The following is a 24710-nucleotide window of genomic DNA, read 5'->3' on the forward strand; positions in this document are numbered from 1 at the left end:
ACCAGATTAAAAATAATAATCATGTCAAAAATCGAAAACAACAACCCAATGACCGCTGAAGAAGTGTTAAGACTCAGAACGGTTAAAGCAAAATCGGCTGAAAAACCGGAAACAATTGAAAAGCTATTTAAACAGGCTCCTGCCATGGAAACTATTAACGGAAGAACTTTCCCTAAGGGAATGAAAACCATAGGAATGCCCATGGACGAGAAAACAGCAGAAAACAGGACTCTGGAAACCGATCATTTTTACCCTACCCATGCTGATTTTGAATACAGTCCAAAACTGGAACCGAAAAGAGACCGTAAACCAAAATTCATTGACAGAGACTCTTTCCTGACTCCGGAAAATGCAAGAACCATTTTTGGAGCCGATCAGAGAAAGGTATACAATTCTACAGCCTATCCATGGAGATGTGTCGGCAGAGTGGAAAGTTCTTTAGGTTCAGGAAGCGGTGTGATGATCGGGCCAAGACACCTTCTTACCTGCTCCCATATTGTAGACTGGCAGCCTAATAATACTACAGGATGGCTGAAATTCATTCCTATGTATTACAACGGAAGCGCTCCTTACGGAACTGCCTGGGGCACCTTAACCTATTACAAGTATAAAGTGGCTGGCCCTACTATTGATTCAACAGAAATACAATATGATTATGTAGTAATTGTATTGGACAGGCCTATTGGAAACAGCACAGGCTGGTTAGGCTCAAAATCCTATTCTGATTCCTGGGATGGAGGAGCTTACTGGACCCATGCAGGATATCCGGGAGACCTTACAGGAACCCAAAGACCTACCTACCAAACCGGTATTGCCCTGGATGGAGATTTCTGGAGTGCTGATGACAACGAAAGCATGAGCCATAAAGCAGATATATGGCCTGGACAAAGCGGAGGTCCTTTTTGGGGATATTGGGACGGCTCTCCGTATGCTGTGGCGACTCAAAGCGCGCATAATCCAAGCGATAATTTTGCAAGTGGCGGCTCAGATTTAGTCAATCTGGTCATCAGAGCGAGAAATGAGCATCCTTAATTTATTTTTTTAGTTTAAATCTTTAGCCTGCCTTTCGGGGTGGGCTTTTTGATATAAACTAAAATATATGACCAATTGAGTCAGTATTCTCAATATTTTAATACATTTGTTTAAAACATATTTCAGATGAATTTCGAGCAGATCAACTTACACCTTGAGGCTTATAAGGAACATAACCAGATTCTGGATGCAGCAAAATACCTGATCCATTCTTTTAATCTGGAACATGAAAACTTTGCAGGATTTGGTTTCAGGGAAGAGCTTTCTCCTACCTCTATGCTTCTTACGGCAGAGGGTGATCTGGGAGGGCCACAAACCGTAATGATCCCAAGAAATTTATTTGATTTTGATCTGAACCTTGTCTTAAATATGGTTGCCCACGAAATGCTCCACGTAAGACAGAAAGCTCCCGGGCAGGTCATTGAAGACAAAAATGAAAGAGAATTTCAGGCGTATTATGAAATGCTTTTTCACAAAGTTTTCCCTCAGATTCCCGAGGTTTCGGATTTTCATAAAAAATTCTTCGGAGGAAAAGCCCTGGAATATTACAGGAGAATGGGCGAAGGTTCGGTACTACAGCAAAAATATGCAGAACAGAAAACAGAAGTTGAACATTTAATTAACGAATTGCCATGACAGTAAAACCAGATATCACCTGGGCAGATTTTGAAAAAATAGACATCAGATGCGGAACCATCATTTCAGTGAAAGATTTTGAAAAAGCAAGAAACCCATCCTACCAGCTGGAAATAGATTTCGGAGATCTTGGAATCAGAAAATCATCTGCACAGATTACTTCTCTTTATACAAAAGATGAACTGATAGGAAAACAGATTTTAGCAGTGGTGAATTTTCCTAAAAAACAGATTGCCAATTTCTTCAGCGAATGTCTTGTATTGGGATTATATGGTGAAGACAAAAAAGATGTTACCCTTTTAACCCCTTCATTACCTACAAAAAACGGAATGCAGGTAGGATAAATACAGCACAGCACATATGATACAGACCATACCCTTAGAAAGAGTTTTATTCCTTGATATTGAGACCGTTCCACAGGCCGGGTCGTGGGATGACTTATCCGAAACCGATCAGTATCTCTGGGATAAAAAAACAAAATTCCAGAGAAAAGAAGATGCCACGGCAGAAGAATTTTATGAAAGGGCCGGTATTATGGCCGAATTTGGAAAGATCATCTGCATCAGTATCGGAATGCTGGAAAAAAATGAAACATTAAAAATAAAAAGCTTTTCAGGACACGATGAAAAGAAAATACTCCAGGAATTTGGAGAAATTTTCAACAGTCCAAGGCTTTACAACGTCATTCTCTGTGCCCATAACGGAAAAGAGTTTGATTTTCCATGGATCGCCCGAAGATACCTCATCAATGGAATGCAGCCCCCGGCTCCCTTTCAGATGTTTGGAAAAAAGCCCTGGGAAATTCCTCATATAGATACGATGGAACTTTGGAAATTCGGGGATTACAAGAGCTTTGTATCGCTTGAATTACTGGCTCATGTCTTTGGAATTCCTACCCCTAAAGATGATATAGACGGCTCAATGGTTTCATCAATTTACTACATAGAAAAAGACTTGCAGAGAATTGTTGACTATTGTGAAAAAGATGTCTTAACTTTGGCAAATATTTTCCGGCGCATGCGTCAGGAAGATTTGTTGAAAAGGAATATCAATCTAGATTAAAAAATGAAATTTACAGACGATCAAATTGCTGACATTGGTGAGGAAATCATTGGTGTGCTGAAAACCGTATATGACCCCGAAATTCCGGTAGATATTTACGAATTAGGACTGATTTATGATGTCCAGATCTCCGATGATGCTGATGTAAAAATTATCATGACACTTACTACTCCTAACTGTCCTGTTGCGGAAACACTTCCACAGGAGGTAAAAGACAAAGTATCTGAGGTAGAGCATGTAAAAAGTGTAGATTTAGAGCTTACTTTCGAACCGAGCTGGAATAAGGATATGATGAGTGAAGAGGCGAAGTTTGAATTAGGAATGCTTTAATGATTCACTTAACAATATAAAACCCCGAAAAGTAATTTATTTCTTCGGGGTTTTTATTTTTAAATATCTTTTGCAATTTCTTTTCCTTCTCTCCTGCTCCATTCACTCCATGAGCCTACATACAGATCCGGAACCGGAAATCCTGCATAGTCCAGAGCTAAAATCGTATGACAGGCGGTAACTCCTGACCCACAGTGAATGATCAGATGCCCAGGTTTATTTTTTAATAATCTGCTATATTTTTCTTTTAAAGCTTCCGGACTCAGAAAGTTTCCGTTTTCATCAAGATTTTCAGAAAAAGGAATATTAACAGCCCCCGGAATGTGCCCGGCAACCAGATCTATCGGTTCAGATTCTCCTTTATAGCGATAAGCATCTCTTACATCAACAACTGTAGAAGAATCGTTTTCCAATTCATTTTCAACAATTTCCAGACTTGAAACCGGAAGAAGCCATTGCTCTTTTTGAATTAAAGACGCTTTATCAAATTTCTCTTCTCCTGAAGAGAATTCTATGCCCGCTTTTTCCGCCGCCTGCATTCCACCATCCAGGACCTGAACTTTTTCAAATCCGAAAGACCTTAGCATCCACCATGCTCTCGCAGCTGCATTTGAAGCGTTTTTGTCATCATATACAACAAGATGAGCTTCTTCTGATATTCCAAGATCTGAAAGTGTTTCTGCAAACTTTTCTACAGAAGGAAGAGGATGTCTGCCTCCAAAAGCCGCATTTTCTCCAATCTCTGCCAGATCTTTGTCCAGATCTATGAATCTGGCTCCTTTAATATGTTTATCAAGATAATTCTGTTTTACATCTTTTCCGGTTCTTGCATCAAGAATAATAAGATTTTCTGCTGGAATATTTTTGAGTTCGGATGGTGAAATTATTGGTGCCATTTTGGAGATTTTGATTTAATTAATATGTTTTGGCTAAAGCCTATTGTATTTTTAATATAGTAAAGCGGGCTAAAGCCCGCTCTTATTAATATTTTTTTTCTCGCATATTTTGAAATATAAACAGATTTCTTTTTTCTGTGAGATGTACTATTCTTAAAAATGAAAAATATCCTTTGCTTTGTTATATGAGCTTTCAAAGTTCAGCAGATTCAGCTTATGTTCTGCTTTTTCCACGCTCATAAAGTTGATCACCTGTTCTGTAGGCATATTTCCTACAAGATCATCTTTCGCCATAGGACATCCTCCGATACCTTTGATGGCGCTGTCAAATCTTCTGCAGCCTTGGTCGTAAGCTGCTTTTAATTTCGAATAGGAATCTTCATAACGGTTATGAAAATGGCCTCCGAAATTAATTTCAGGGTATTTTGCAGGTATCTTTTCAAATAAAAGCGCAATGGTTTCCGGCGTTGCCACGCCTGTTGTATCTGACAGTAAAATATCTTTCACCCCAATGTCTGAAAATCGCTGAGCCCATTGGTCAACGTCTTCCCATTTCCACATTTCACCGTATGGATTTCCAAAAGCCATCGAAAAATAAATATTAAGCTGTTTCCCTTCACTCTTCACCAGATCAAGCATTTTAATGATTTCATTAAAAGCTTCTTCCTGACTTTTATTGGTATTTCTATGCTGAAAAGTTTCAGAAATAGAAAACGGAAAACCCAGAATATCTACCGACTGGTGTTTTAATGCTTTTTCGGCACCTCTGTAATTACCAATGATTGCAGAAACTTTCGTTTTGGAACGTGATTTATCAATATTCTCCGCCACCTCATTAGAATCCGCCATCTGCGGAATCGCTTTCGGGGAAACAAAGCTCAGACAATCCAATACATCAAATCCAACATCCATCAAGGAGTTGATATAATCGATTTTTTTATTGGTAGGGATAAATTCTCCCCATCCCTGCATAGCATCTCTAGGACATTCGGTAAGAAACATTGTTACTTTTTGATTTTCTCAAATATAATAAAACTAAACTATTTAGTATACTGCACATACAAAGCTAACACTATTTTGATTTTCAAACTTTTATATCTGATTTATAATTTCGATAACTGATATTAAATCGCAAATAACGTATTCTCAGCATCAAATTTGCTAACTTTGTTAAAATTTATGATATCTGATGAGTACAATAGAATTCAACCCATTGTGGAAAGAAAAATTACTGAACCGTTTTCTTAGCTATGTAAAAATATATTCAACCAGCGACGCAGAAAGTGAAACAACACCTTCTACTGAACGCCAGTGGGATATTGCCAACTATATTACTGAAGAACTGAAGACTATTGGTCTTGAAAACGTTTCTATAGACAGTAACGGTTATATCATGGGCTATGTTCCTTCTAATCTGGAAAATGATGACAGGCCTACCATCGGATTTATTTCACATTATGATACTTCACCGGACTTCAGCGGAGAAAATGTAAGACCTCAGGTTTGGGAAAATTATGACGGGAACGATCTTCTGCTGAATCAGACGACAGGATTCACCTTATCTCCTTCAAGATTTGAAAGTTTAAAAAAATATGTCGGTCAGACTTTAATTACTACTGACGGAAATACACTTCTTGGTGCTGATGATAAATCTGGCTGCGCAGAAATTGTAACAGCTGCTGAATATCTTATTGCCCACCCTGAAATTAAACATGGAAGAATCGCTATAGGATTTACCCCGGATGAGGAGATTGGAAGAGGTGCACATAAATTTGATGTTGCTAAATTTGGTGCAGAATGGGCTTATACTATGGATGGTGGAGAAGTTGGAGAATTGGAATATGAGAACTTTAATGCTGCCGGAGCGGTGGTAAAAATCCATGGATTAAGTGTTCACCCGGGTTATGCTTACGGAAAAATGATTAATGCCGCTCTTTTAGCTGCAGAGTTCGCCCAGATGCTTCCTGCTAATGAAACTCCTGCAACCACAAAAGGTTTTGACGGATTCTATCATTTGATGGATATTACAGCTGATATCTCTGAAGCTAAACTTCAATACATCATCCGTGATCACGATGCAGATAAATTTGAAGCCAGAAAGAAATTCATGGAAGAAAAAGTAGCTGAATTCAATCAAAAGCATGGTGAAGGAACTGCTGAAGTGGAGATCAAAGAACAGTACAGAAACATGAAGCAGCAGTTTGAAGGCAAAATGCATATTGTAGATCTTGCAGCAAAGGCAATGACCGAAGCGGGTATTGAGCCTAAGATCAAGGCGATCAGAGGAGGTACAGACGGAGCACAGCTTTCTTATATGGGACTTCCATGCCCTAATATCTTTGCGGGAGGAATCAACTTCCATGGGCCATATGAGTATGTTGCTCTGGAAAGTATGGAAAAAGCGACGGAAGTTATTATTAATATTGTAAAAGCTTAATCATCATGAAAAAGGTCTTAGCATCAGTATTCATTTTCGCTTTTATTTTCGGCGGTGCCCAGGTTTCTGAATTTCAGAGGGCAGATTCACGCTATGAAAGAAAGAAAACGGCTCTGTATAATAAATATCCTAAGCCTAATGATTTAAGAACCAAGAAAGAATGGCTTTTGACAGAGGATAAGATAACGGCTTATAAGACTGCTTTAGACAAAGCTTCTCTTGATGATCAGAAAATGATCGCCGCAGATCCTCCTGTAAAAAAGAAACTTACGAAGGAAGCTGAATATGATAAAGGGAAGGCTGCTTTTCAAAAGCTTATATATGAGGCTGTAGACCTTGATTTTCTGAACTTTTCTTCAGATACTTATAAAGCAACAATGACCTTTGTTGTGGACTCTAAAGGGAATGCCCTTTATCCTCAGGTAAAAGGGAATAATGAAGATGTCAATGCATTCATTGAAGCTGCCTTTTACCGTATTAAAGATAAAGGCAAGTGGAAACCGGCAGAAGACAAAGGAAAACCTGTCTCTTCCAGCGTTTCAATTTCTTTGGCATTGAATTTTAAAAAATAGTAGAGAAAGCCCGCTGCGAAAACAGCGGGTTTCCTTTTACCTTTTTTTCCAAATATTGCTGAAAATCATTATGTTAGTAACAGTAATTTAATATGATTCTTTTGTAAGCCTTAAATAATTCGTCTAAATTAGGAAGAAACATAAAATCAACGCTTATGAAAATGAAATCTAATTACTTCAAGATTAACAGGAAATTTTATTTCTCTTTTCTTTTATCTATTTTCTGTTTGTTTATTTTAGCCTCTTGTTCTCAGGATGATCCGACGGATCCACCTGTTGAAAATCCGACGGAGTCTGCTCCAATGAAGACTTTGGGAAATCTGACCTTACAGAAGAATGTTATTATTCTGAATGACGAATCGGTTAATGCAATTTCCACTCATAATAACGGAGAAATTACGTTCAGCCGTATGACACCACAAACAGACAGTATTTCAATAGGAACTGTTCTTGTAGGAACCAAGATAGAAGGCGATCAGGTGAATACCATCCTTTCAAAAGTAAATGCTGTTTCCAAAACAAACAATCGTTTTACCGTGCAAACTTCCAGTGCAAAGCTTGAAGAATTCATCTATAGCGGAACGCTGAGCGGGGTTTATAATCCTTCTGATAAGACACCTGTAAGTATCAACGGAAAAATGGCCAACTACGTTCCTGTAGATGGCTTTGTTTCTCAGGAGTTAACAGAACGTATCAATTCCATAGAAAACAGGAATGCAGCCAATCAGAAATTGGTATCTCTGCCCCGGTTCAATTTTGACAGAACCTTTTCTTTAAGCCAGCAGGTGGGACCTGTAGGGGTTACTCCGGGAGTTAATGTAAAAGGAGGATTTACGCCAAAGATAGATTACCATATTTCTTTCTCATGGGGACATTTGTCAGATTTTTCTGTGAATTTCATTATGGATGATATTCAGTTAGAATCTACTGCCAGTATTCAGGGAAATTTAGGGTATACTGTAAGCTCTACCGATTTTATAAGCATCCCTATTATTCCAATTGTTTTAGGGCCAACCGGCCTTATCATCGGTCCCTCACTATCTGCCGGTCCATATGTAGGAATAGGGACAGCAGGTACCGCTCATTTAAAACTGTTTGACGTTAGTGGACACGCTAATTTTCTGGTAGGAAAAAATCCACAGATCCATATAGACATTAATAAAAATGCAGGGTTTGGAATCACGGATTTAAGTGGAAATGTAAACGCAGAGATCGGTATAGAAGCAAAAGGATCTGTAGGACTGCAGTTTCTGACAGTGAATCTTGCCAACTCAGGGCTAAGAGGCAGAGCAGGTATTTCTCCTTCTTTAGGGCTGCAGCTTATTCCACAAAGAAAAGGGATTCTTGATTTAAAAGCTAAAATTCAGGCTGATATGTTCTACGGTTTTGGAATTGCTCCTTTAAGATATGAAGGTACTATTCCACTTTTCAAAAAAGAATATATGCTGTATCAAAAAGATTTCATCTTCTAAGACAGAACTCTTTACTGAATATGAATATCGGAAACCGCTTTAAAAGCGGTTTCCAATTGTTTACAACAGCCAACACATATAATTCATTTACAATTCATTAAGCCAATTTTACTATATTTACAAAGATGTACAATTTTAAACGATAACATTAATACCAAATTATCATGAAAACAATGAAAAAACTTTTGAGAAAAGATTTATCTACAATTCTGGGCAGTGGAGGAAATGAGTGCCATATGGGTGGAGATTCCTATAACTGCCAGAGTGACTGTGAATGTGCCTGGGGGAAAGCCTGTGAAATGTATGAGGACGGAACTCCCGGACAGTGCATCGCTGTTGGTGGGGGTGGAAATCCCGGTGGCGGAGGCACTGGCGGATGCATTCCTCCTTCCATTTGTGAAGAACAGCCTTATTAATGATAGAGTCGGAAGCAGCACTTCCGATTTTTATTTTCATCAGGAAACAGGTCCTTGTCAAAACATCTCTGCCATTCATCAAATAAAATTTAATTCCTGGCTTCATAGCTGTTGTTTTGCAACAGATTTTTAACAACAATTATTATGAAGCAGCAATTTTTAGCGCTGAGCACACTCGTATTATGCATCAACTGCACTACAGAAATTAAAGCACAGCAGACTCCGGCTTTTCACATTGGAGTAAAGGGAGGGGCAAATTTTACAAAAACCTCAACGGAATCTTCTTCCCTGGAAGGGAAATACGGATTCGGTTATCAGGCAGGAGTAATGACAAGGCTGGATATCGGAAAACTTTATGTACAGGGAGAAGCACTGTTCAACAAAAGAAAAACATCATACCAATCCCAAGACGGAAGCTCTTCAAAGCTTTCCTGGAACGCTATTGATATCCCGGTCGTGGCAGGATATAAATTGATCAAAACAGATGATTTTAATGTAAGGGTATTTGCCGGTGGCGTTTACAGCTATGCCTTTAATAATAATTTATCTGCTTCTCAGGCGCTTCAGGAAGGTTTTAAAAAATTTGATAAATCCAATATCGGAATTACAGGAGGTGTTGGGATAGATTATAAGAATTTTACAGCAGACCTGAGATATGAGGCAGGTCTTTCAAGCATCAGTAAAGAATTTAAGTCCAAACCCAACAGCTTTTCCCTCGGAATAGGGTATTTTCTGTTCTGAAAAACTTAAATTATCTTTACCATTAGAAACTGTTTTCCCTGCAGTTTCTAATTTTTTTATCAATCTATTTCCTATTCCATGACAAAATCTTTTGTTTTAAAAGAATATATATTTACTTTTATTTTCTGGCTTGTACTGGCCATTGTATTGTGGTTTAACTTCCAGAGTACAACAGAAAAATATCTTGCGATGACCCAGGCAGCGATTATTGCAGGATTCTCTTTTATACTGACTCATTTTTTAACGAATAAATTTCTGCCGAAAGCCCTTCTGGAAAAGAAAATGAAACGGTTCCTGGTACAGGCGGTACTTGTCATTTTCATGCTCAGTCTGGTATTTTCTTTTATCTTCACCTATCTTGAATTTGCCCCCAAAGAGCAGCTTCCCAAGAACTTCAGAGATCAGCTACCCATTTTGTGGCAGGGCTTTTATATGTCCCTGCCTGCCTCGTTTCTGATTAATGGGGCAGCGTGCGGAATAAAATTTTATAAAGAACATGGAAGAATAGAGCGGGATCATATACTCCTGCAGCAGGCCCATCTGGAAAACCAGCTCAAGCTTTTACAGGATCAGATCAATCCGCATGTAGTGTTCAATATTCTGAATCATATCCATATTCTAATGAAAACGGATACCCAGCTTGCCGATTTTTTGCTGATGAAATTTTCAGATATTCTCCGGTATCAGCTGTATCATTGTAATCAGCCTATGGTTCCTCTGGATAAAGAAATTGAATATCTTCAAAATCTTGTTGAGGTAGAAAAGCTGAGATGGGGAAATGAGTTAGATGTAAAGGCCATCTGGGAGATTGATAACAGAAAGTCATTCATTGCTCCTTTACTGCTGGTGCCCTTTATCGAAAATGCGTTTAAATATGTGTGCAGACTTCCTGGGCATAAAGGGTACGTGAAAATCTCATGCAGAGAAAAAGACAGTCAGCTCTATTTTTATGTGGAAAATTCCTACTCAGATAGGGCAACCTATAAAAAGAAGGACGGAACGGGCGGAATTGGTCTTCAAAATGTAAAAAAACGGCTGAAATTACAATATCCGGACTGCCATGATCTGGATATTGAAACAGGTGATCAAATATTTAAAATTACTTTAACGCTAACACTATCTGACAGTCATGAACAATAATATTCCTAAAATGAAATGCCTGATTATTGATGATGAGCCTCTGGCAAGGTTCCATCTTAAAGAACTGGCCGGTCAGATTGACTTCTTATCCGTTGAAGGCACATGCGCAACAGCATTAGAAGCCGATGCGAAGGTAAAGGAGAGTGAAATAGACCTTCTTTTCCTGGATATCAATATGCCTTATCTTTCCGGCCTGGAGTTTCTGGAACAGCTTGAAAACCCTCCTTTATGTATCCTTACCACAGCTTACTCAGAATATGCGTTGGAAGGGTTCCGCCTGCAGGTTGCAGATTATCTTTTAAAGCCCATAGCGTTCAACCGTTTTTACCAGGCTGTGAATAAAGCTCAGCAGCAGTTTATCATCAGTGAAAAATCAAAAAAGAATACACCTCTGGACGATCCTTTTCTGTATGTAAGACAGTCTGATACTTTCATTAAAGTTTCATGGGTTGACATTCTGTATATTGAAAGCATGCAGAATTACACCAAGCTTCATTTTAAAGATAAATCGCTGATCATTCACCAGACGATGAAAGCTATTGAAGAATCACTTCCTTCAGAGCATTTTTTCAGGATTCATAAATCTTACCTTATCAATATTACCCATATCGATATGATCTCCGGAGGACGCCTTTTTATTAATAAAATTGAGCTCCCCATTTCCCGGACCCGCAAAGAAGAATTGCTTAATCAGGTGGTATATAAGAAATTAATCAGTAAGTAACTGAAAGAAGCCGGAAACGGGGAATGTAATAACTCCCTGTTTCCGGCTGTTTTTTATGGCAGGTTCCAGCGTAATGACACTGCTGCGTAAAATGTACTCGAAAATCTTGGATCAGCTATTTTCTTGTCTCTGAAAATACTGCTGATTTTCCGGTCATTTTCGCTGAAACTTCTCAATATAGCAGTTCCTCCGGTAAGACGCACTGTAAGCCTCTCATTGATTTTTAATTCCGGTCTGAGCCCTGCGGTGATCTGCTGATAACCTAACAGCATCGATTTTCCGTTTATATTTCTCTCTGCCGTCATTCCGTTCAGTTCTACAACAGCCTTTAAAGCAAATTTGTCTGAAAACAGATAACCTGCCTCCATACCTTGCGGGAAATTGATATTGAATTTAATTTTTCCGTTTGTTTTCCAGTCGAAATAAATCCACGGTAAAATCATAGGAATGCCAAAAGCGGTTGTAAGGACAGGCCCTCCTCCTAATGAAAGATTAGGATTAAAATGTCTTATAAATAAAAGACCTCCCTGCCCCAGTACATCATCGAAATTTACGTTTTCAAGATCTGTATATACTCCTACAGACGCTGTCATCATCATGCTCCACTTTTTGCCCAAAGGTCTCATATGCTGTATTCCGACCTGTGCATTCAGCATCTGATCCGGAAAAAGCTGGGTTTCGTAATTTTTGTGTGTCATCCTTGCGTAAGATCCGCTCAGCAGCATAGACCATGACCTTACTTTCCCATCGTTATCTTTTTTTACAGATAACGGAATACTGAGATTCAGATCCACTCTTTTAAAATCACTTTTGGAATTGGTCTTTGTACTGTCTTCCGGGCGGATATAATTGGAAGCTGGGATATATTCAGTTTTAAGTTCTGCGGAGAGCCCGGACTGTGCATTCACCCAGTATCCTAATGGCACTATACAGCATAGAGCTGCCGAAAGGGTTCTTTTCATATTTTAAATTTTATGCAAAGAGAACCCTTTGACTATTTTTTACAAAAATTACTTGATTAAGTGCCCGGATTGTATGACAACAGGATCAAATAGCAGGATTAGTTTCTGTGGAAGATTGTGTATGTAAGCTTTCCTTTTTCTGGGTCTTAAAAATACGATATCCGAACCACACCGCGATCAATGCCATTGCAGAACGGGTTACCACCATCGGGATTATAGAATCTGCTTCTAAAAAGCCCAGCAATGCTGACATTAAAAATGTAACCATCAGCTGCATAAAACCCAGTAACGCAGCTGCCGTCCCTCTTCCTTCTTTAAATGGGGAAAGCGCATGGGCTGACGTAATCGGAAACAAGATACCGATAGCCAGTAATGACAGATAAAGCATTGCAATTTCCAGTGCTACAGAAAGGTTTTCAGCCGCAATCAGTATGTGAAGTGTACATACCCCCAGTAAAATGACTGTAGCAGCAAATAAAAGTGTTGAATTGCTTATTCTTTTAATCAGTTTAGGTGTAATATAAGCAGCTGTTATCAATGCCAATGAATTGAAAGCAAAAATAAAACTGAACACGCTGCTCGAAAAACCGTGAATTTCCATGAATAAAAACGGAGCATTCGAGATATAAATAATCAAGGAGGCAAAAGCAATGCTTCCTACCATTGTACTGTTAATAAAGTCTCTGTTGGAAATGATCATTTTCAGCTGGTCTTTTAGTCCTTTTTCATCCAATATCTCATCATCAGGAAGACTGACTCTGGTATTGGTTTCCGGAATATACTTATAGACCATAAAAAATGTAATCAGCCCCATGATGCATAAGAAGGCAAAAGAACTGTTCCAGCCCCAGAGTTTAAGGAATACACTTCCCAGTAAGGGAGCAACAATAGGAGCAATCCCACTGATCTGTGACTGCTGTGAAAAGATAGTGACCGCTTTGTGTTTATCATACAGGTCAATAATAATAGCTCTTCCGATGACAATTCCTGCACTTCCTCCGAACGCCTGGAGAAAACGCATTGCCCATAATACATAAATATCTGAAGTGAAATAGATCGCCGTTGCCCCAATCATAAAAAGCAAAAGCCCGCAATACAACATGGGTTTTCTTCCTTTTTTATCAGATAAAGGTCCCCATAATAACTGCCCGAATGCAAACCCGGCAAAAAACACAGAAATAGATACCTGAATATGTCCTATATCGGTATTAAAAATCTTCGCCATACTTGGGAAAGCAGGAAGATAAAGATCTATACTTAGCGACTCCAGCGTGTTGAGCAGTGCAAGAATAAACACTACAATACTTAAATTCTTCTTCATAAATAACGATAAGCCTTCGCAGGCGGTTTTTCAGCTGCAAAATTGCTGTAAAAAGTATAGTCTTTCAATAAAAGAACTGAAGGAAGTATAGGACAAACTGAAGATTTAAATATAATAACAAATGAAAAACATTAATTTAAGCCTAATATCAGAGTAAATATTGAAGATTATTTTTTTTCATTATTCTTAAAACAGTCGGGAGTTTGGCCTGTATGTTTCTTGAAAAACCTTGAAAAATATGAAGCATCGTTAAAGCCAAGTCTGAAAGCAATTTCCTTCACCGTGAGGGCTCCGAAACTAAGCTCTCTTTTGGCCTCCAGGATAAGACGCTGGGAAATCATTTTTTTTACGGTCGTTCCTCTCAAAAGACGCACAATATCATTAAGGTGATGGGTACTTATCTTTAACTGATCAGCATAAAAACCCGTTTCCTTATGCATTATATAGTGTTTATCAATAAGTCCCACCAGCTCCTGAATGCGCTGACGGTCATTCTGTAAAGGCTCCTGAGGAATAATCTGCTCCCCGATGATGATACAGAATGCTTTCAGATAGGCCTTTAAGAGTTCCGTTCTTGCTTTGGTTTTGTATTCATTCTCCATCAGAGATATAATGGTCATACAGGTCTTTTCTTTTTCCGGATCTAAAAGAAAGGGAAGCTCTCCTCCTGTGAGTACTGATTCTATATCACATGCTTCGTTGAAAATTTCCCTGCTGATAGCCATGGCATATCCTTCTTCTCCTTCCAGCTTCATATTAAAAGCCTGTCCTGGTGCAATGATACAGATCTGATTATTTTCCAGTTTATAGCTTTCAAAATCCAGTTCTAACCGGCTGCTTTCATACACTTCCCTGAACCAGATAATTTCAAAAAAATTATGACGGTGAACATCATGAAAGTTTTCAGGACCTGCAGCACTCAGCGTACTCATCTGAAACTCTTCAGAGGTCAGATGGTGAACCGGGATTTCTTTTTCTGGTGTAATCATCACTGTATTGTAAAATAATTAGCTATAAATAAAAACCACAGCAAAAAAAGTGCTGCGGTTTTCTTACAATATTTAAAATTAAATATAATTTTTCGGTTTTACTGATTTAGAAAAGCATCCCATCCCTGAGCCGTAAGAGCTACCAATTGATTGGATCCTCTTGCCACCATAAAGTTTCCTTCTTCTTTTTCTACAGCATGTCCTATAATAGTAAAGTCAGGGTGATTTTTAATTTTATCAAAATCATTAGGAGAAATTGTGAACAGGAGTTCATAATCCTCACCACCGCTTAATGCAGTCATTACCGGATTCAAATTCATTTCATCCGCAGTAGAAATCGTAAGGCTGTCCAATGGAACTTTTTCCTCATACAATCTGAAACCTACATTGGAACGATCAGACAGATGAAGGATTTCAGAAGCCAGACCGTCCGAAATATCAATCATAGAAGTTGGTTTAATATCCAGTTCTTCAAGAATTTTTTTAACGTCTGTTCTTGCTTCGGGTTTCAGCTGTCTTTCCAGGATATAGTCGTAACCTTCCATTTCCGGCTGCATATTCGGATTGGCAAGATAAACAGCATGCTCTCTTTCCAGAATCTGCAAGCCCATGTAGGCTCCCCCCAGATCTCCGGTTACTACAAGAAGGTCATTGGGTTTTGCTCCGCTTCTTTTTACAATATTTTCTTCATTTTCAATTCCTACAGCAGTAATACTCATCACCAGCCCTGAATTGGAGCTTGTAGTGTCTCCCCCTATCAGATCTACTTTATATCTTGTACATGCCGCCTGAATTCCGGAATAAATCTCTTCCAAAGCTTCCACCGGAAAACGGTTGGATACCGCAAGAGAAACAAGAATCTGTGTAGGCGTTGCGTTCATTGCCGCAATATCGCTAAGGTTGACGACCACAGCTTTATACCCCAGATGCTTTAAAGGAACATAACCAAGATTAAAATGTACTCCTTCTGCCAGCACGTCTGTTGTAAGAACTACTTTTTTATTGTCAGGGTTGATCACTGCCGCATCATCACCTACCCCAAGCTCCGAAGATTCATTGGATAGCGGAAAATGCTCCGTCAAATGTTTAATAAGACCGAATTCTCCTAATTTTGAGATGGGCGTCAGTTCCTGTGATTTATCTTCAAACATGATTTTTTGTATTAATGTCCAATGTAAAAAGTATGAATGATTTTAAAATGGCTTCTCCAACATTGAACTTTGAATTTTAAACTTTGAGTTATTGAGTAAGTTCTGCCGGGTCAATATTATGAGGGTGGAAAGGAAGCTTTTTAAAATCTTCTTTCGACAGCACCACTGTTTCCGGGCTTTTGTATTTATTCATTGCCTCCACTACATCATCCGGCGGAGTGGTCATTTTTCTAAGCATCATATCAATCCATACCCCTGTAGCTTCTGATGTAGCACAGTGTACTCCATCCGGAGTATAGAACTTATGCAGGAAACGGTAGATGGAAGAATCTTCTGAACATCCGTCTATTTCCACACTTACGATTACGGTCTGATCAGCATAAATCTCTTTAAAGAAAGAATATCTTTCGTGAAGGATCACCGGTCCTATTCCCCATCTGCTCAGCTGGGTAACTCCCATTTTCTCTTTGGTCATAAAAGCCATTCTGGCTTGCGCACAATACTGTACATAGGATGAGTTGGCTAAGTGCTTGTTGGCATCAAGGTCGCTCCATCGCACTTCAAATTTATGGTAGAAAATCATTTGAAAATCGTTTTTGGTCTCATTAAATTATAATCTTCAAAAATACTCAAATAAGATGGTTTATAAAAATTGTACTTTTGAAAAAATAATCTTCCGCATAGGATTACATATACATGAAACAGATCATTATTATTGGAGGCGGTGCTGCAGGCTTTTTCTGTGCATCCAATCTTGACGAAAAGAAATATACAATTACGATTTTAGAACAGAACTCAGATGTCCTTCAGAAGGTTAAAATTTCCGGAGGCGGACGCTGTAATGTGACCCATGCCTGTTTTGACCCAAGAGAATTGGTTCAGTTTTATCCCCGTGGAAACAAAGAGCTGCTGAGTGTTTTTACTAAATTCCAGCCCGGCGACACGATGGAATGGTTTGATCAGCGCAATGTTCCGTTGAAAATTGAAAATGATAACAGAACTTTCCCGGAAAGCAATTCTTCTCAGACCATCATCAATACTTTTCTGAATGAAACCCAAAAGAAAAATGTAACCGTAAAGACAAAATGTACGGTAAAAGAGATTGAAAAGCATGATGAAAAATATCTCGTAAAAACCAATTCCGGAGATTTTGAGGCAGATTATATTGTATATACCACCGGAAGCTCTCCGAAATCATTGAAAATTGTTGAAAATCTTGGCCATAAGATTGTAAATCTTGTTCCTTCACTTTTTACATTTAATATTAAAGATGAACTGCTGAAAGAACTTCCGGGAACCAGCTTTGAAAATGCCGGAATTTCAATTCCGAAACTGAAAACAGAAGAAAGCGGACCACTGCTTATTACCCATTGGGGTCTTTCAGGACCTGCTGTTCTGAAAATTTCCGCATGGGAAGCCATAAGTCTGGCAAAACTGAAATATAATTTTGAAATTGAGGTGAACTTTATTTCGATAGAAATGGATGAGGCGGAAAACATCTTCCAGAATTTCAAACAAACCCATCCTAAAAAAACGATCGGACAGGCTAAGATTTTTGATATTACCAACAGATTCTGGCAGAAGATTTTAGAGATTTCAAAGGTTGATTTTAACAAACAGGTAGCCAATATTTCCGGAAAGGAAATGCAGAAAATATTGGAAAATCTATGCAGAAAAAAGTTCCAGGTGACAGGAAAATCAACATTTAAAGATGAGTTTGTGACTGCCGGAGGAGTTGATTTAAAGGAAATTAACTTCAAAAACATGTCCTCAAAACGGCTCCCTAATTTCTATATTGCCGGAGAGGTTTTGAATATAGATGCTGTGACAGGCGGGTTCAATTTTCAGGCATGCTGGAGTGAAGGATGGCTTATCGCACAGGATCTCAACAGTTTATAAAAAAATTATTTTTACGAAAAAACGATACACATGAAAAAAATTTTCGGTTTCTTCCTTTTACTCTGGTTCTTTTCAGGATACAGCCAGGAAAAAACAATTGTTTCAGACTGGACTTCACTCACACAGGCAGTCAATATAGAGAATAAGCAAAACTGGAACTTCCGCGTCACGGCAAAAATCAGGAAAGAAGATCAGAACAATGATTCCAATTGCGGGCTATGGTGCAGAATAGACAATAAAGATAAGTCTACAGGTTTTTTTGAAAACCAGTATTACGGAATCAAAGTAACCCATGAGTGGAAAACGTACGAAATAAAAGGAAGCATAAGCCCTTCAGCACAAACGATGTATATCGGTGCTTTTGCACAGAACAATGGGGATTTTTATTTTGATGATTTTAAGCTGGAAGTCAATGACGGTAAATCAAAAAAATGGATTGAAATCGCTTTGGAAAACTCAGATTTTGAAAAAGATATCACAGCGTCCAATGGCTGGTTTGAAGGAATACATTCTCAGAAAATAACGCACATAAAACATTTTACGATTGGAACCTCTGACTACAAACCGTTCAAGGGGAATAAGTCACTGCTGATCAAAGGCCATGATATTATAGGTTCTATGCCGGATGGGAAATTTATGGATGTTAACGGCATCAAATTATATTATGAAGTCTATGGAGAAGGTGAACCTGTCCTTATGCTTCATGGTAACGGGCAATCTATCAGTGCTTTTATGAACCAGAAGGATACATTTGCTAAAAAATATAAAGTCATTATTGTAGACTGCCGTGAACGCGGAAAGTCTACTTATGACAAAACGAAGGAGCTTACTTTTGACATTCAGACAGAGGATCTTAAACAGTTCCTGGACAAGCTGAATATCAAAAAGATAAAGATCCTGGGCTGGAGTGACGGAGGAATTCTTGCACTGTCCATGGCGATGAAATACCCTGAAGTGGTAGATAAAATTGCCTGCTCAGGAGCAAATATTTTTCCGGAGGGAGTAAAGGATGATGAGCTGAAATCCATGAAAGAAATGTTCGTCAACCTCATTAAAGAGAACAAAGATCATAAAAATGATATCCTTATTGATCTTTTGAACCTGGACCTGAAGTATCCGAACTGGAAGTATGAGGACCTGAATAAAATACAGTGTCCATCATTGATTATTGCGGGGGATAAAGACATTATAAAAACAGAACATACCGTAAAAATAGCAGAATCAATCCTGCGTGGGCAATTGGCTATTATTCCTAATTCAAGCCATTTTGTTCCGGAAGAAAAACCGGAACTATTCAATGAGTTAGTCATTGATTTCTTTGAAAATAAATAACTAAAAACCAAACATGAAAAAAACAATAACATTCTTTGTATTTCTAGGATTTGGACTCACATTTTCTCAGGTAAAGGAAACTGAAACTCTATCAGCTAAAGATCAGTCTGAAGAGTCTGTTTTGTCGAAAGACGAAAAATCTGCAGAATATCCCAGAGGATGGATGGCACTTCGAAAAGATATTGCTGACAGAATAAGGACGAAAAAAATAAATGTGAGAGGAATTGAGGGAACAATCACGGCGAGGGCAAAGTTTATAGTTAATATCAAAGGTAAAATAGAAGACATCACAGTAACTGGTGATAATGCCGACTTCAATAAAGAAATAGAAAGAGCTATAAAATCTCTGAAAGCCCAATGGAAACCAGCAGAATCCAAGGGTCGTATTGTCCGCAGCTATTATACTTTTCCTCTTACGATAAAACTTGATTAACAGCCAATGCTTTCTGTCAAAAGAAATATCTCTTCTTTCTTTAAAATCCTTCTTATTGCAGGGTTTGGGTATTTCTTTTGGCTGATGCTGAAGATCACACTGGAATATATCCCTTTTAATCGAGAGATCAGTTTTCTGATGATTAAACAGACAGAAGTATCGGCAAGGCCAGAATATCTTACGCTTTTCTATACTCATGTTTATACAAGTATTTTTGTCCTTCTCTCAGGTTTTCTGGCTATTCTGAGAAAAGATTTCGGAATAAGAAACTTTCACCGGAATATCGGAAAAGCCTATATTTTTCTTATCCTGCTCTTTGCTGCCCCTTCTGGGATTTATATGGGAATATTCGCCAATGGAGGTATTTTATCAAAAATTTCCTTTGTAATATTGGGTTTTTTATGGTGGTTTTCAACATGTAAAGCATATCAGCTGGCAAGACAGATGAGATTTAAAGAACACAAACAATGGATGTGGCGAAGTTTTGCTTTTACATTATCTGCTGTTACCTTGAGAATGTGGAAAGTAATTATTGTATATTTATTTCATCCCAACCCAATGGATGTTTATCAGATCATCGCATGGCTGGGCTGGATTCCCAACATCCTGATTATTGAATATTTAATCACAAAAAAACATATATGAAAATTGTAAAGTACACTTTTATTTCTTTACTGGCAGTTTCTCTGGTAAGCTGCAAAAAAGAAGCAAAAACCAATGAGTCCGGAAAGGATTCCCTGACTGCAAAAAAAGATTCTGTTATTGCTCCTGAAGTTCACAAAGAATATTACGGAATTTATACCGGAGAATTTGCCGGAATGGAAAAGGTAGTTGACGAAACTGATGGCTCGGAATATGATGTTGACAACTACAAAAGAATTTCATTAAAGATCAACAGAATTACAAAAGACAGTGTTTACGGACAGAGTATTGTCAATGGTAATCAACGTCCCTTCAGAGGCGTTTTCAATGAAGCTACCGCATCTTTTGTACTGGATGAACCGGGGAATGATAAAACAGATGGCAGATTTGAGGTAAAATTGAAAGGCGACAGCTTAACTGGAAAGTGGAATGCTTTTGATAAAACAGCTGTTAAAGCAACTTCAAAAACCCTCAGACTGACTAAAAAAGAGTTTGTTTACAATCCCAATTTTATGCTTGATAAAGATTCTGATCTGGTAGACTGGTCAAATTCCAAAGAATTTACGGAGAAATACACGGATGAAGAAACCGGGAAAACAGAAAGTTATAAAACAACTAAAAACCGTTTCGCTTCTGAGGCGATCTTCAAACTGAATGCATCCAAGCAGAAACTCACAGAAAAAGATCTTAAAAATTTAAGAAAACTGGATCTTGAGATCATTAAAAATTCTGTGTTTGCAAGACATGGTTACTCTTTCAAAAAAGAAACCTATAGAAATTTTTTTGAACAGACAGACTGGTATATTCCTGTTTCTAATAATGTAGACAATGATCTTACTCCTTTGGAAAAGGAAAATGTAGCTTTACTGAACCGCTTTACCAAATATGCTGAAGATAAATATGACAGTTTTGGGAGATAGGGGTTAGGGGATCGGGGTTACACCATCATTGTTGGTCGTCCTTACGAAAATATAGAGAATCAGACATCCTGTGGCATAGCACAGATTGTCAATCCATGAGAAAGAATTTCCAATAACAATATACATCAGGCTTCCAGGACGGAAGCCTAATTTCTCCGCCACATGGAAATACTGTGCAAATTCTACCATAAAAGAAAAGATAAGAATTCCCAGAATCAGCTTGTTATCATTTATTTTTACAAAACTCTTTACAAAAGTATAAAGAAGCATCACTACGATGACATCTCCAAGATAAGCTCTCACAAAAAAAATATTATTTAATTTGGTGGCAATCAATACTTCTGTCAGAAAAATAAAGACCGTCAGGATAAAATATTTCAGGCTGAATTGTAATTTCATTTTCAAATTGGGTTTAGGGCACAAAAAATCGGCATTCCAGGAACACCTATCTTATTTTTATGTAAGCAAATATATTATTTCTTTACTTTGACTGTGCATCCAATGGCAACCGTTTTTGTGGTTTTTACCGGTTCTCCTTTTATCAGAGCATTTACAGCATCCTGTGCATAATACTCAGACACATCATTCGGATTATCATAATTATTGTCTATAGCCCCAATGTATTTTACAATGTTCTTTCCATTTTCTTTTTTCAGTACAAAAACATGGGGTGTCTTTGTAGCTCCATACTGAGGATAAATTTTCTGCCCTTCATCTACCAGATAGGGGAAAGTAAAGCCTTTTTGCTTTGCTCTTTCTATCATCTGCTGATAACCGTCTTCAGGCTGTACATTGGGATCATTTGGATTGATCGCGATCACCGGATACCCCTGAGATTTGTACTTTTTATCCAGCTCAACGATTCTGTCCTCGTATTTCTTTGCATAGGGGCAGTGATTGCACGTAAATATAACAATGAATCCTTTTGCACTCTTAAAATCACTCAGAGAAACCATTTTTCCATCAATATTTTTAAGCTTAAAATCAGCAGCCTCATCTCCTACTTCATATCCTTTTAACGATGAAACATTCTCTTTCTGGTTGTTGTCTTTATCATGATCAGCCGTTGTAAAGCTCAGTAAGCCCAGCCCAACGATACATGCAGTCATTAAAATTTTCAGATTGTTCATAATCAATTATTTATTGCAGGTTTTCTTTAATTGTTTTTTCAAGGTCTTCTTTGTTCATTTCGCCGTCGTTGAAATAGAATTTTATTCCGTTTTTATAAAATAGTGTTATCGGAATATTTCCATCCCAGTCTTTTTCAAATTTTGGAATCCAGGTATTCATTCTTTTGATATCATCCAGAAGGAGCACTTCAGCAGTAAGGTTTTTATTTTTGATAAATTTCAATACCCTTTCCTTATCCACAAGTCTATCCAGTGAAACCAGGATCATCTTAAATTTTTGATTGGCAGCATACTGAGCATTCATTTCCATAAAATGAGGAAGTTCTTTTACACATGGCCCACAGGTTGTTGACCAGAAATTGACAACCAGCAGTTTATCTTTCTCCTGCTGTAAACGTTTCTCCAGATCTTCATATTTAATTATAGAAACCTCTGTCTTTTGGGCTTTAAAAACTGCACAAAACAGGAATATGGCTGTTATTTTTATTAGTTTCTCCATATTTCAAAAACATAAGCTGTTACATTTCAACAATATACAAAAAACAAAAATTTAATGCTAAAAATAATTTGCAAATGAAGAATTTATTTTCATTATCAATGTATTTTTTAATATTTTTATGCCTTTAAATAAAAACCATGAAAAAAGCTTATTTACTGCTGCCAATTTTCTTTTTGGCATCCTGCTCAAGCAGCAATGATGATACAGATTCATCTAACAACAACGGGAATAACAATAATAATGAGAACAGTCCGGTTTTAGTAACAAAAATGGTATCTGACGGAGATACATCAACGTTTACCTACAATGGTTCTAAAATTTCCCAGATTAAAAACATCAGCACTGGTGAAGTTACCCTTTTCAGCTATTCGGGAGATCTGATTGCTCAACAGGTTACAACCGGCTCAAGCAAAACTTATAAAACCACATATAGCTATGATGGAAGCAGCAGACTGAGTAAGAAAACCTATGTGGAGACTTCTCTTTCATCCGGAAGCGTTTCCACAGTAGAAACCAATTATGCCTACCTTGCCAGTAATAGTGTTAAAATCACCTATACTGCGAGCTTTACAGGATCTCCTGTAAGAACGGGAACTAAAAATGCGACATTAAATGCGGATGGTTCCCTAAGCAGCTGGACAGAAACTGCATCAGTGCCCAATAATACAGGAGGATTCCACAGTGCAACAGGTGCTTTACAGCCTATTGTATATGATACTAAGAACGTTCCTTTTAAAAATATTACAGGATTTTTAAAAATCATTGATACTGAAGACGAAAACGGATCTGCACACAATGTCCTAAGTTATAACAACGTCCTTAATTATAATAATGGAGCCGGAAGTGCCGAATGGGGAATCTTTAAATGTGTTTATGAATATAATAACAGCGGATATCCGACGAAAAATGTCAAAACATATTATAATAAGACAGGAACGGGGGTAACGAATAGCGAACTGCTTACTTACGAATACAACCATTTATAATACAGAGAGCGCCTAGGCGCTCTTTTTATTTTATAAACTCTAATTGTTAATTTTTTCACAACCCATAGAATTATACGGATCATTTTGTATATTTGAGTTGAATCAAAACTAAATTATCATGAAAAAATTAAACAATCAGAAAAAACTGACCAAAAAGGCTTTAAAAAATATTACAGGAGGAAATGGACCTGGAATATGCTGGGAAGGTCTTTGCAGGGTAAGAGGAACGGATGATGAATATACCGTAGGACCTTTAGACAGCACTGGATTCTGCTGTTAATTTATTACTTTCAAAAAAAATCAAATCAAACTAAATTAAAACGACCATGAAAAAATCAAACATTCAGAAAAGAAAACTGACAAAAAGCGAGTTAAAAAAAATTAATGGAGGCAGCGGCCCTCTCTGTCCCGGAACCTGTTTTTGTAACATTGATGGTGAGATGACAATAGGTTCATGTACTCCTAAAGGACAATGCTGTTAATAAATTCCAATACTCCATTAAATCATGAAAAAATCAAATATTCAAAAAAGAAAACTGACAAAAAGTGAGTTAAAAGAGATTACAGGAAGTGGCAGAGTATGCTGGGATGGATTCTGCCGTATGGGCGAATTTGATGAATGGCAGCTCGGAGCAGGTGACAAAAATGGCTACTGCTGTTAATATACTGCAACTTGTTAGATAAATAAGGATTGAGGTCCCCCTCAATCTTTTTTTATGAAATATAATTCACCATTAAAAAAGTTAACAATTTGACTCACAATATTTTGACCATATCAAAATAACTTGTAAATTAGCTTTTACCAAATTAAAATTATTATGAAAAATTCAAAAAAACCAAAAAGAAGGCTTAGTAAAAATGAGCTGAAAGAGATCAGTGGTGGTGCCAACAGGCCGATCTGTCCAAGAGTAATAAGCTGTACAGATCCTAATACCGGTGAAGAACGGTACGGAGTTCCCGGTATGCAGGACGGATTCTGCTGCTAATA

General features: G+C 37.8%; 32 protein-coding genes. 22 read left to right on the top strand and 10 right to left on the bottom strand.

Annotation, left to right across the window (positions count from 1 at the left end; translation table 11 throughout):
* Positions 1 to 21: 21 nt before the first annotated feature.
* From CRS_RS07740 to CRS_RS07760, 5 genes are all read left to right on the top strand, one after another.
* Positions 22 to 1032 carry a serine protease gene (locus CRS_RS07740; protein ID WP_142723489.1) on the top strand — a complete coding sequence of 337 codons (1011 nt, stop codon included), beginning with the start codon at positions 22 to 24 and terminating at the stop codon, positions 1030 to 1032.
* A 126-nt stretch (positions 1033 to 1158) separates the two neighbouring features.
* Entirely contained in the window at positions 1159 to 1668 is a 510-nt protein-coding gene (locus tag CRS_RS07745; protein WP_142723490.1) for a hypothetical protein, read from the top strand.
* Positions 1665 to 2012 (top strand): tRNA-binding protein, encoded by a 348-nt coding sequence (locus CRS_RS07750; protein WP_142723491.1) that lies wholly within the window; start codon positions 1665 to 1667, stop codon positions 2010 to 2012. Before CRS_RS07745 ends, CRS_RS07750 begins: the two co-directional genes overlap by 4 nt.
* 16 nt (positions 2013 to 2028) lie before the next feature.
* Positions 2029 to 2730, top strand: coding sequence for a 3'-5' exonuclease (locus tag CRS_RS07755; RefSeq protein WP_142723492.1), 702 nt, complete (start codon positions 2029 to 2031; stop codon positions 2728 to 2730).
* Positions 2731 to 2733: 3 nt separating this feature from the next.
* The gene (locus CRS_RS07760) at positions 2734 to 3060 is read left to right on the top strand and encodes an SUF system Fe-S cluster assembly protein (RefSeq protein ID WP_002982214.1); all 327 of its coding nucleotides are present in this window, start codon (positions 2734 to 2736) and stop codon (positions 3058 to 3060) included.
* Between the two features lie 59 nt (positions 3061 to 3119).
* Here CRS_RS07760 and CRS_RS07765 read toward each other — a convergent pair whose 3' ends face one another.
* Entirely contained in the window at positions 3120 to 3956 is an 837-nt protein-coding gene (locus tag CRS_RS07765) for a sulfurtransferase (RefSeq protein WP_142723493.1), read from the bottom strand.
* Positions 3957 to 4109: 153 nt separating this feature from the next.
* Positions 4110 to 4958, bottom strand: a complete 849-nt coding sequence (locus tag CRS_RS07770; RefSeq protein WP_142723494.1) for a hydroxymethylglutaryl-CoA lyase — start codon at positions 4956 to 4958, stop codon at positions 4110 to 4112.
* A 187-nt stretch (positions 4959 to 5145) separates the two neighbouring features.
* Between CRS_RS07770 and pepT the strand changes: the two genes are divergently transcribed.
* The 7 genes from pepT to CRS_RS07805 all read left to right on the top strand — a co-directional run bounded on the left by pepT (position 5146) and on the right by CRS_RS07805 (position 11458).
* Complete coding sequence (gene pepT, locus CRS_RS07775; RefSeq protein ID WP_142723495.1) at positions 5146 to 6393, top strand: peptidase T; 1248 nt, start codon at positions 5146 to 5148, stop codon at positions 6391 to 6393.
* Between the two features lie 5 nt (positions 6394 to 6398).
* The gene (locus CRS_RS07780) at positions 6399 to 6965 is read left to right on the top strand and encodes a hypothetical protein (RefSeq protein WP_142723496.1); all 567 of its coding nucleotides are present in this window, start codon (positions 6399 to 6401) and stop codon (positions 6963 to 6965) included.
* 155 nt (positions 6966 to 7120) lie between these two features.
* Entirely contained in the window at positions 7121 to 8437 is a 1317-nt protein-coding gene (locus tag CRS_RS07785) for a hypothetical protein (RefSeq protein ID WP_142723497.1), read from the top strand.
* A 164-nt stretch (positions 8438 to 8601) separates the two neighbouring features.
* Positions 8602 to 8853 carry a hypothetical protein gene (locus CRS_RS07790; protein ID WP_228451206.1) on the top strand — a complete coding sequence of 84 codons (252 nt, stop codon included), beginning with the start codon at positions 8602 to 8604 and terminating at the stop codon, positions 8851 to 8853.
* A 144-nt stretch (positions 8854 to 8997) separates the two neighbouring features.
* On the top strand, positions 8998 to 9594 hold the full coding sequence (locus CRS_RS07795; protein WP_142723499.1) for a porin family protein: 597 nt from the start codon (positions 8998 to 9000) through the stop codon (positions 9592 to 9594).
* A 78-nt stretch (positions 9595 to 9672) separates the two neighbouring features.
* Positions 9673 to 10734, top strand: coding sequence for a sensor histidine kinase (locus CRS_RS07800; protein ID WP_142723500.1), 1062 nt, complete (start codon positions 9673 to 9675; stop codon positions 10732 to 10734).
* Positions 10724 to 11458, top strand: coding sequence for a LytTR family DNA-binding domain-containing protein (locus CRS_RS07805; RefSeq protein ID WP_142723501.1), 735 nt, complete (start codon positions 10724 to 10726; stop codon positions 11456 to 11458). Before CRS_RS07800 ends, CRS_RS07805 begins: the two co-directional genes overlap by 11 nt.
* Before the next feature lie 53 nt (positions 11459 to 11511).
* Here the strand turns inward: CRS_RS07805 and CRS_RS07810 are convergent, their stop codons facing one another.
* The 5 genes from CRS_RS07810 to CRS_RS07830 form a co-directional block, all read right to left on the bottom strand.
* A complete protein-coding gene (locus CRS_RS07810) occupies positions 11512 to 12420 on the bottom strand; it encodes a DUF6268 family outer membrane beta-barrel protein (RefSeq protein WP_142723502.1) in 909 nt (302 codons plus the stop codon).
* Between the two features lie 85 nt (positions 12421 to 12505).
* Positions 12506 to 13741 carry a multidrug effflux MFS transporter gene (locus tag CRS_RS07815; protein ID WP_142723503.1) on the bottom strand — a complete coding sequence of 412 codons (1236 nt, stop codon included), beginning with the start codon at positions 13739 to 13741 and terminating at the stop codon, positions 12506 to 12508.
* A gap of 167 nt (positions 13742 to 13908) precedes the next feature.
* A complete protein-coding gene (locus tag CRS_RS07820; protein ID WP_142723504.1) occupies positions 13909 to 14730 on the bottom strand; it encodes a helix-turn-helix domain-containing protein in 822 nt (273 codons plus the stop codon).
* A 98-nt stretch (positions 14731 to 14828) separates the two neighbouring features.
* A complete protein-coding gene (gene thiL / locus CRS_RS07825; protein ID WP_142723505.1) occupies positions 14829 to 15881 on the bottom strand; it encodes a thiamine-phosphate kinase in 1053 nt (350 codons plus the stop codon).
* 88 nt (positions 15882 to 15969) lie between these two features.
* On the bottom strand, positions 15970 to 16464 hold the full coding sequence (locus tag CRS_RS07830; protein ID WP_041462010.1) for a thioesterase family protein: 495 nt from the start codon (positions 16462 to 16464) through the stop codon (positions 15970 to 15972).
* Between the two features lie 113 nt (positions 16465 to 16577).
* Here CRS_RS07830 and CRS_RS07835 point away from each other — a divergent pair, with 113 nt between their 5' ends.
* Genes CRS_RS07835 through CRS_RS07855 form a run of 5 tightly spaced genes read left to right on the top strand, consistent with a single transcriptional unit; the run spans position 16578 to position 21107 of the window.
* Positions 16578 to 17780 (top strand): NAD(P)/FAD-dependent oxidoreductase, encoded by a 1203-nt coding sequence (locus CRS_RS07835; protein ID WP_142723506.1) that lies wholly within the window; start codon positions 16578 to 16580, stop codon positions 17778 to 17780.
* 30 nt (positions 17781 to 17810) lie between these two features.
* Positions 17811 to 19112, top strand: a complete 1302-nt coding sequence (locus CRS_RS07840) for an alpha/beta fold hydrolase (RefSeq protein ID WP_142723507.1) — start codon at positions 17811 to 17813, stop codon at positions 19110 to 19112.
* A 13-nt stretch (positions 19113 to 19125) separates the two neighbouring features.
* The gene (locus tag CRS_RS07845; RefSeq protein WP_142723508.1) at positions 19126 to 19545 is read left to right on the top strand and encodes an energy transducer TonB; all 420 of its coding nucleotides are present in this window, start codon (positions 19126 to 19128) and stop codon (positions 19543 to 19545) included.
* A 6-nt stretch (positions 19546 to 19551) separates the two neighbouring features.
* Positions 19552 to 20190 carry a DUF2306 domain-containing protein gene (locus tag CRS_RS07850; RefSeq protein WP_142723509.1) on the top strand — a complete coding sequence of 213 codons (639 nt, stop codon included), beginning with the start codon at positions 19552 to 19554 and terminating at the stop codon, positions 20188 to 20190.
* Entirely contained in the window at positions 20187 to 21107 is a 921-nt protein-coding gene (locus CRS_RS07855) for a YARHG domain-containing protein (RefSeq protein WP_142723510.1), read from the top strand. The genes CRS_RS07850 and CRS_RS07855 overlap by 4 nt, the downstream gene beginning before the upstream one ends.
* Positions 21108 to 21110: 3 nt before the next feature.
* Here the strand turns inward: CRS_RS07855 and CRS_RS07860 are convergent, their stop codons facing one another.
* The 3 genes from CRS_RS07860 to CRS_RS07870 all read right to left on the bottom strand — a co-directional run bounded on the left by CRS_RS07860 (position 21111) and on the right by CRS_RS07870 (position 22736).
* On the bottom strand, positions 21111 to 21506 hold the full coding sequence (locus CRS_RS07860) for a DUF2809 domain-containing protein (RefSeq protein WP_172617021.1): 396 nt from the start codon (positions 21504 to 21506) through the stop codon (positions 21111 to 21113).
* Between the two features lie 74 nt (positions 21507 to 21580).
* Positions 21581 to 22237, bottom strand: a complete 657-nt coding sequence (locus CRS_RS07865; protein ID WP_142723512.1) for a thioredoxin family protein — start codon at positions 22235 to 22237, stop codon at positions 21581 to 21583.
* A 10-nt stretch (positions 22238 to 22247) separates the two neighbouring features.
* A complete protein-coding gene (locus tag CRS_RS07870; protein ID WP_142723513.1) occupies positions 22248 to 22736 on the bottom strand; it encodes a TlpA disulfide reductase family protein in 489 nt (162 codons plus the stop codon).
* A gap of 137 nt (positions 22737 to 22873) precedes the next feature.
* On the opposite strand from CRS_RS07870, the gene CRS_RS07875 reads away from it, so the two are divergent.
* From CRS_RS07875 to CRS_RS07885, 5 genes are all read left to right on the top strand, one after another.
* Entirely contained in the window at positions 22874 to 23722 is an 849-nt protein-coding gene (locus CRS_RS07875; protein WP_142723514.1) for a hypothetical protein, read from the top strand.
* Positions 23723 to 23840: 118 nt separating this feature from the next.
* Positions 23841 to 24002, top strand: a complete 162-nt coding sequence (locus CRS_RS07880; RefSeq protein WP_142723515.1) for a bacteriocin — start codon at positions 23841 to 23843, stop codon at positions 24000 to 24002.
* Positions 24003 to 24048: 46 nt separating this feature from the next.
* Entirely contained in the window at positions 24049 to 24204 is a 156-nt protein-coding gene (locus CRS_RS24360; RefSeq protein WP_172617022.1) for a hypothetical protein, read from the top strand.
* A gap of 24 nt (positions 24205 to 24228) precedes the next feature.
* The gene (locus tag CRS_RS24365) at positions 24229 to 24384 is read left to right on the top strand and encodes a hypothetical protein (RefSeq protein WP_172617023.1); all 156 of its coding nucleotides are present in this window, start codon (positions 24229 to 24231) and stop codon (positions 24382 to 24384) included.
* Positions 24385 to 24540: 156 nt separating this feature from the next.
* The gene (locus CRS_RS07885; RefSeq protein ID WP_142723516.1) at positions 24541 to 24708 is read left to right on the top strand and encodes a bacteriocin; all 168 of its coding nucleotides are present in this window, start codon (positions 24541 to 24543) and stop codon (positions 24706 to 24708) included.
* Positions 24709 to 24710 lie beyond the last annotated feature (2 nt).

It is taken from the genome of Chryseobacterium sp. ON_d1 (genome assembly GCF_006829085.1).
Lineage (GTDB): Bacteria > Bacteroidota > Bacteroidia > Flavobacteriales > Weeksellaceae > Chryseobacterium.

Bases quoted from the DNA above. Each gene is read 5' to 3' on its own strand.
- CRS_RS07740 (WP_142723489.1), top strand. From the start codon at position 22: ATGTCAAAAATCGAAAACAACAACCCAATGACCGCTGAAGAAGTGTTA.
- CRS_RS07745 (WP_142723490.1), top strand. From the start codon at position 1,159: ATGAATTTCGAGCAGATCAACTTACACCTTGAGGCTTATAAGGAACAT.
- CRS_RS07750 (WP_142723491.1), top strand. From the start codon at position 1,665: ATGACAGTAAAACCAGATATCACCTGGGCAGATTTTGAAAAAATAGAC.
- CRS_RS07755 (WP_142723492.1), top strand. From the start codon at position 2,029: ATGATACAGACCATACCCTTAGAAAGAGTTTTATTCCTTGATATTGAG.
- CRS_RS07760 (WP_002982214.1), top strand. From the start codon at position 2,734: ATGAAATTTACAGACGATCAAATTGCTGACATTGGTGAGGAAATCATT.
- CRS_RS07765 (WP_142723493.1), bottom strand. From the start codon at position 3,956: ATGGCACCAATAATTTCACCATCCGAACTCAAAAATATTCCAGCAGAA.
- CRS_RS07770 (WP_142723494.1), bottom strand. From the start codon at position 4,958: ATGTTTCTTACCGAATGTCCTAGAGATGCTATGCAGGGATGGGGAGAA.
- pepT (WP_142723495.1), top strand. From the start codon at position 5,146: ATGAGTACAATAGAATTCAACCCATTGTGGAAAGAAAAATTACTGAAC.
- CRS_RS07780 (WP_142723496.1), top strand. From the start codon at position 6,399: ATGAAAAAGGTCTTAGCATCAGTATTCATTTTCGCTTTTATTTTCGGC.
- CRS_RS07785 (WP_142723497.1), top strand. From the start codon at position 7,121: ATGAAAATGAAATCTAATTACTTCAAGATTAACAGGAAATTTTATTTC.
- CRS_RS07790 (WP_228451206.1), top strand. From the start codon at position 8,602: ATGAAAACAATGAAAAAACTTTTGAGAAAAGATTTATCTACAATTCTG.
- CRS_RS07795 (WP_142723499.1), top strand. From the start codon at position 8,998: ATGAAGCAGCAATTTTTAGCGCTGAGCACACTCGTATTATGCATCAAC.
- CRS_RS07800 (WP_142723500.1), top strand. From the start codon at position 9,673: ATGACAAAATCTTTTGTTTTAAAAGAATATATATTTACTTTTATTTTC.
- CRS_RS07805 (WP_142723501.1), top strand. From the start codon at position 10,724: ATGAACAATAATATTCCTAAAATGAAATGCCTGATTATTGATGATGAG.
- CRS_RS07810 (WP_142723502.1), bottom strand. From the start codon at position 12,420: ATGAAAAGAACCCTTTCGGCAGCTCTATGCTGTATAGTGCCATTAGGA.
- CRS_RS07815 (WP_142723503.1), bottom strand. From the start codon at position 13,741: ATGAAGAAGAATTTAAGTATTGTAGTGTTTATTCTTGCACTGCTCAAC.
- CRS_RS07820 (WP_142723504.1), bottom strand. From the start codon at position 14,730: ATGATTACACCAGAAAAAGAAATCCCGGTTCACCATCTGACCTCTGAA.
- thiL (WP_142723505.1), bottom strand. From the start codon at position 15,881: ATGTTTGAAGATAAATCACAGGAACTGACGCCCATCTCAAAATTAGGA.
- CRS_RS07830 (WP_041462010.1), bottom strand. From the start codon at position 16,464: ATGATTTTCTACCATAAATTTGAAGTGCGATGGAGCGACCTTGATGCC.
- CRS_RS07835 (WP_142723506.1), top strand. From the start codon at position 16,578: ATGAAACAGATCATTATTATTGGAGGCGGTGCTGCAGGCTTTTTCTGT.
- CRS_RS07840 (WP_142723507.1), top strand. From the start codon at position 17,811: ATGAAAAAAATTTTCGGTTTCTTCCTTTTACTCTGGTTCTTTTCAGGA.
- CRS_RS07845 (WP_142723508.1), top strand. From the start codon at position 19,126: ATGAAAAAAACAATAACATTCTTTGTATTTCTAGGATTTGGACTCACA.
- CRS_RS07850 (WP_142723509.1), top strand. From the start codon at position 19,552: ATGCTTTCTGTCAAAAGAAATATCTCTTCTTTCTTTAAAATCCTTCTT.
- CRS_RS07855 (WP_142723510.1), top strand. From the start codon at position 20,187: ATGAAAATTGTAAAGTACACTTTTATTTCTTTACTGGCAGTTTCTCTG.
- CRS_RS07860 (WP_172617021.1), bottom strand. From the start codon at position 21,506: ATGAAATTACAATTCAGCCTGAAATATTTTATCCTGACGGTCTTTATT.
- CRS_RS07865 (WP_142723512.1), bottom strand. From the start codon at position 22,237: ATGAACAATCTGAAAATTTTAATGACTGCATGTATCGTTGGGCTGGGC.
- CRS_RS07870 (WP_142723513.1), bottom strand. From the start codon at position 22,736: ATGGAGAAACTAATAAAAATAACAGCCATATTCCTGTTTTGTGCAGTT.
- CRS_RS07875 (WP_142723514.1), top strand. From the start codon at position 22,874: ATGAAAAAAGCTTATTTACTGCTGCCAATTTTCTTTTTGGCATCCTGC.
- CRS_RS07880 (WP_142723515.1), top strand. From the start codon at position 23,841: ATGAAAAAATTAAACAATCAGAAAAAACTGACCAAAAAGGCTTTAAAA.
- CRS_RS24360 (WP_172617022.1), top strand. From the start codon at position 24,049: ATGAAAAAATCAAACATTCAGAAAAGAAAACTGACAAAAAGCGAGTTA.
- CRS_RS24365 (WP_172617023.1), top strand. From the start codon at position 24,229: ATGAAAAAATCAAATATTCAAAAAAGAAAACTGACAAAAAGTGAGTTA.
- CRS_RS07885 (WP_142723516.1), top strand. From the start codon at position 24,541: ATGAAAAATTCAAAAAAACCAAAAAGAAGGCTTAGTAAAAATGAGCTG.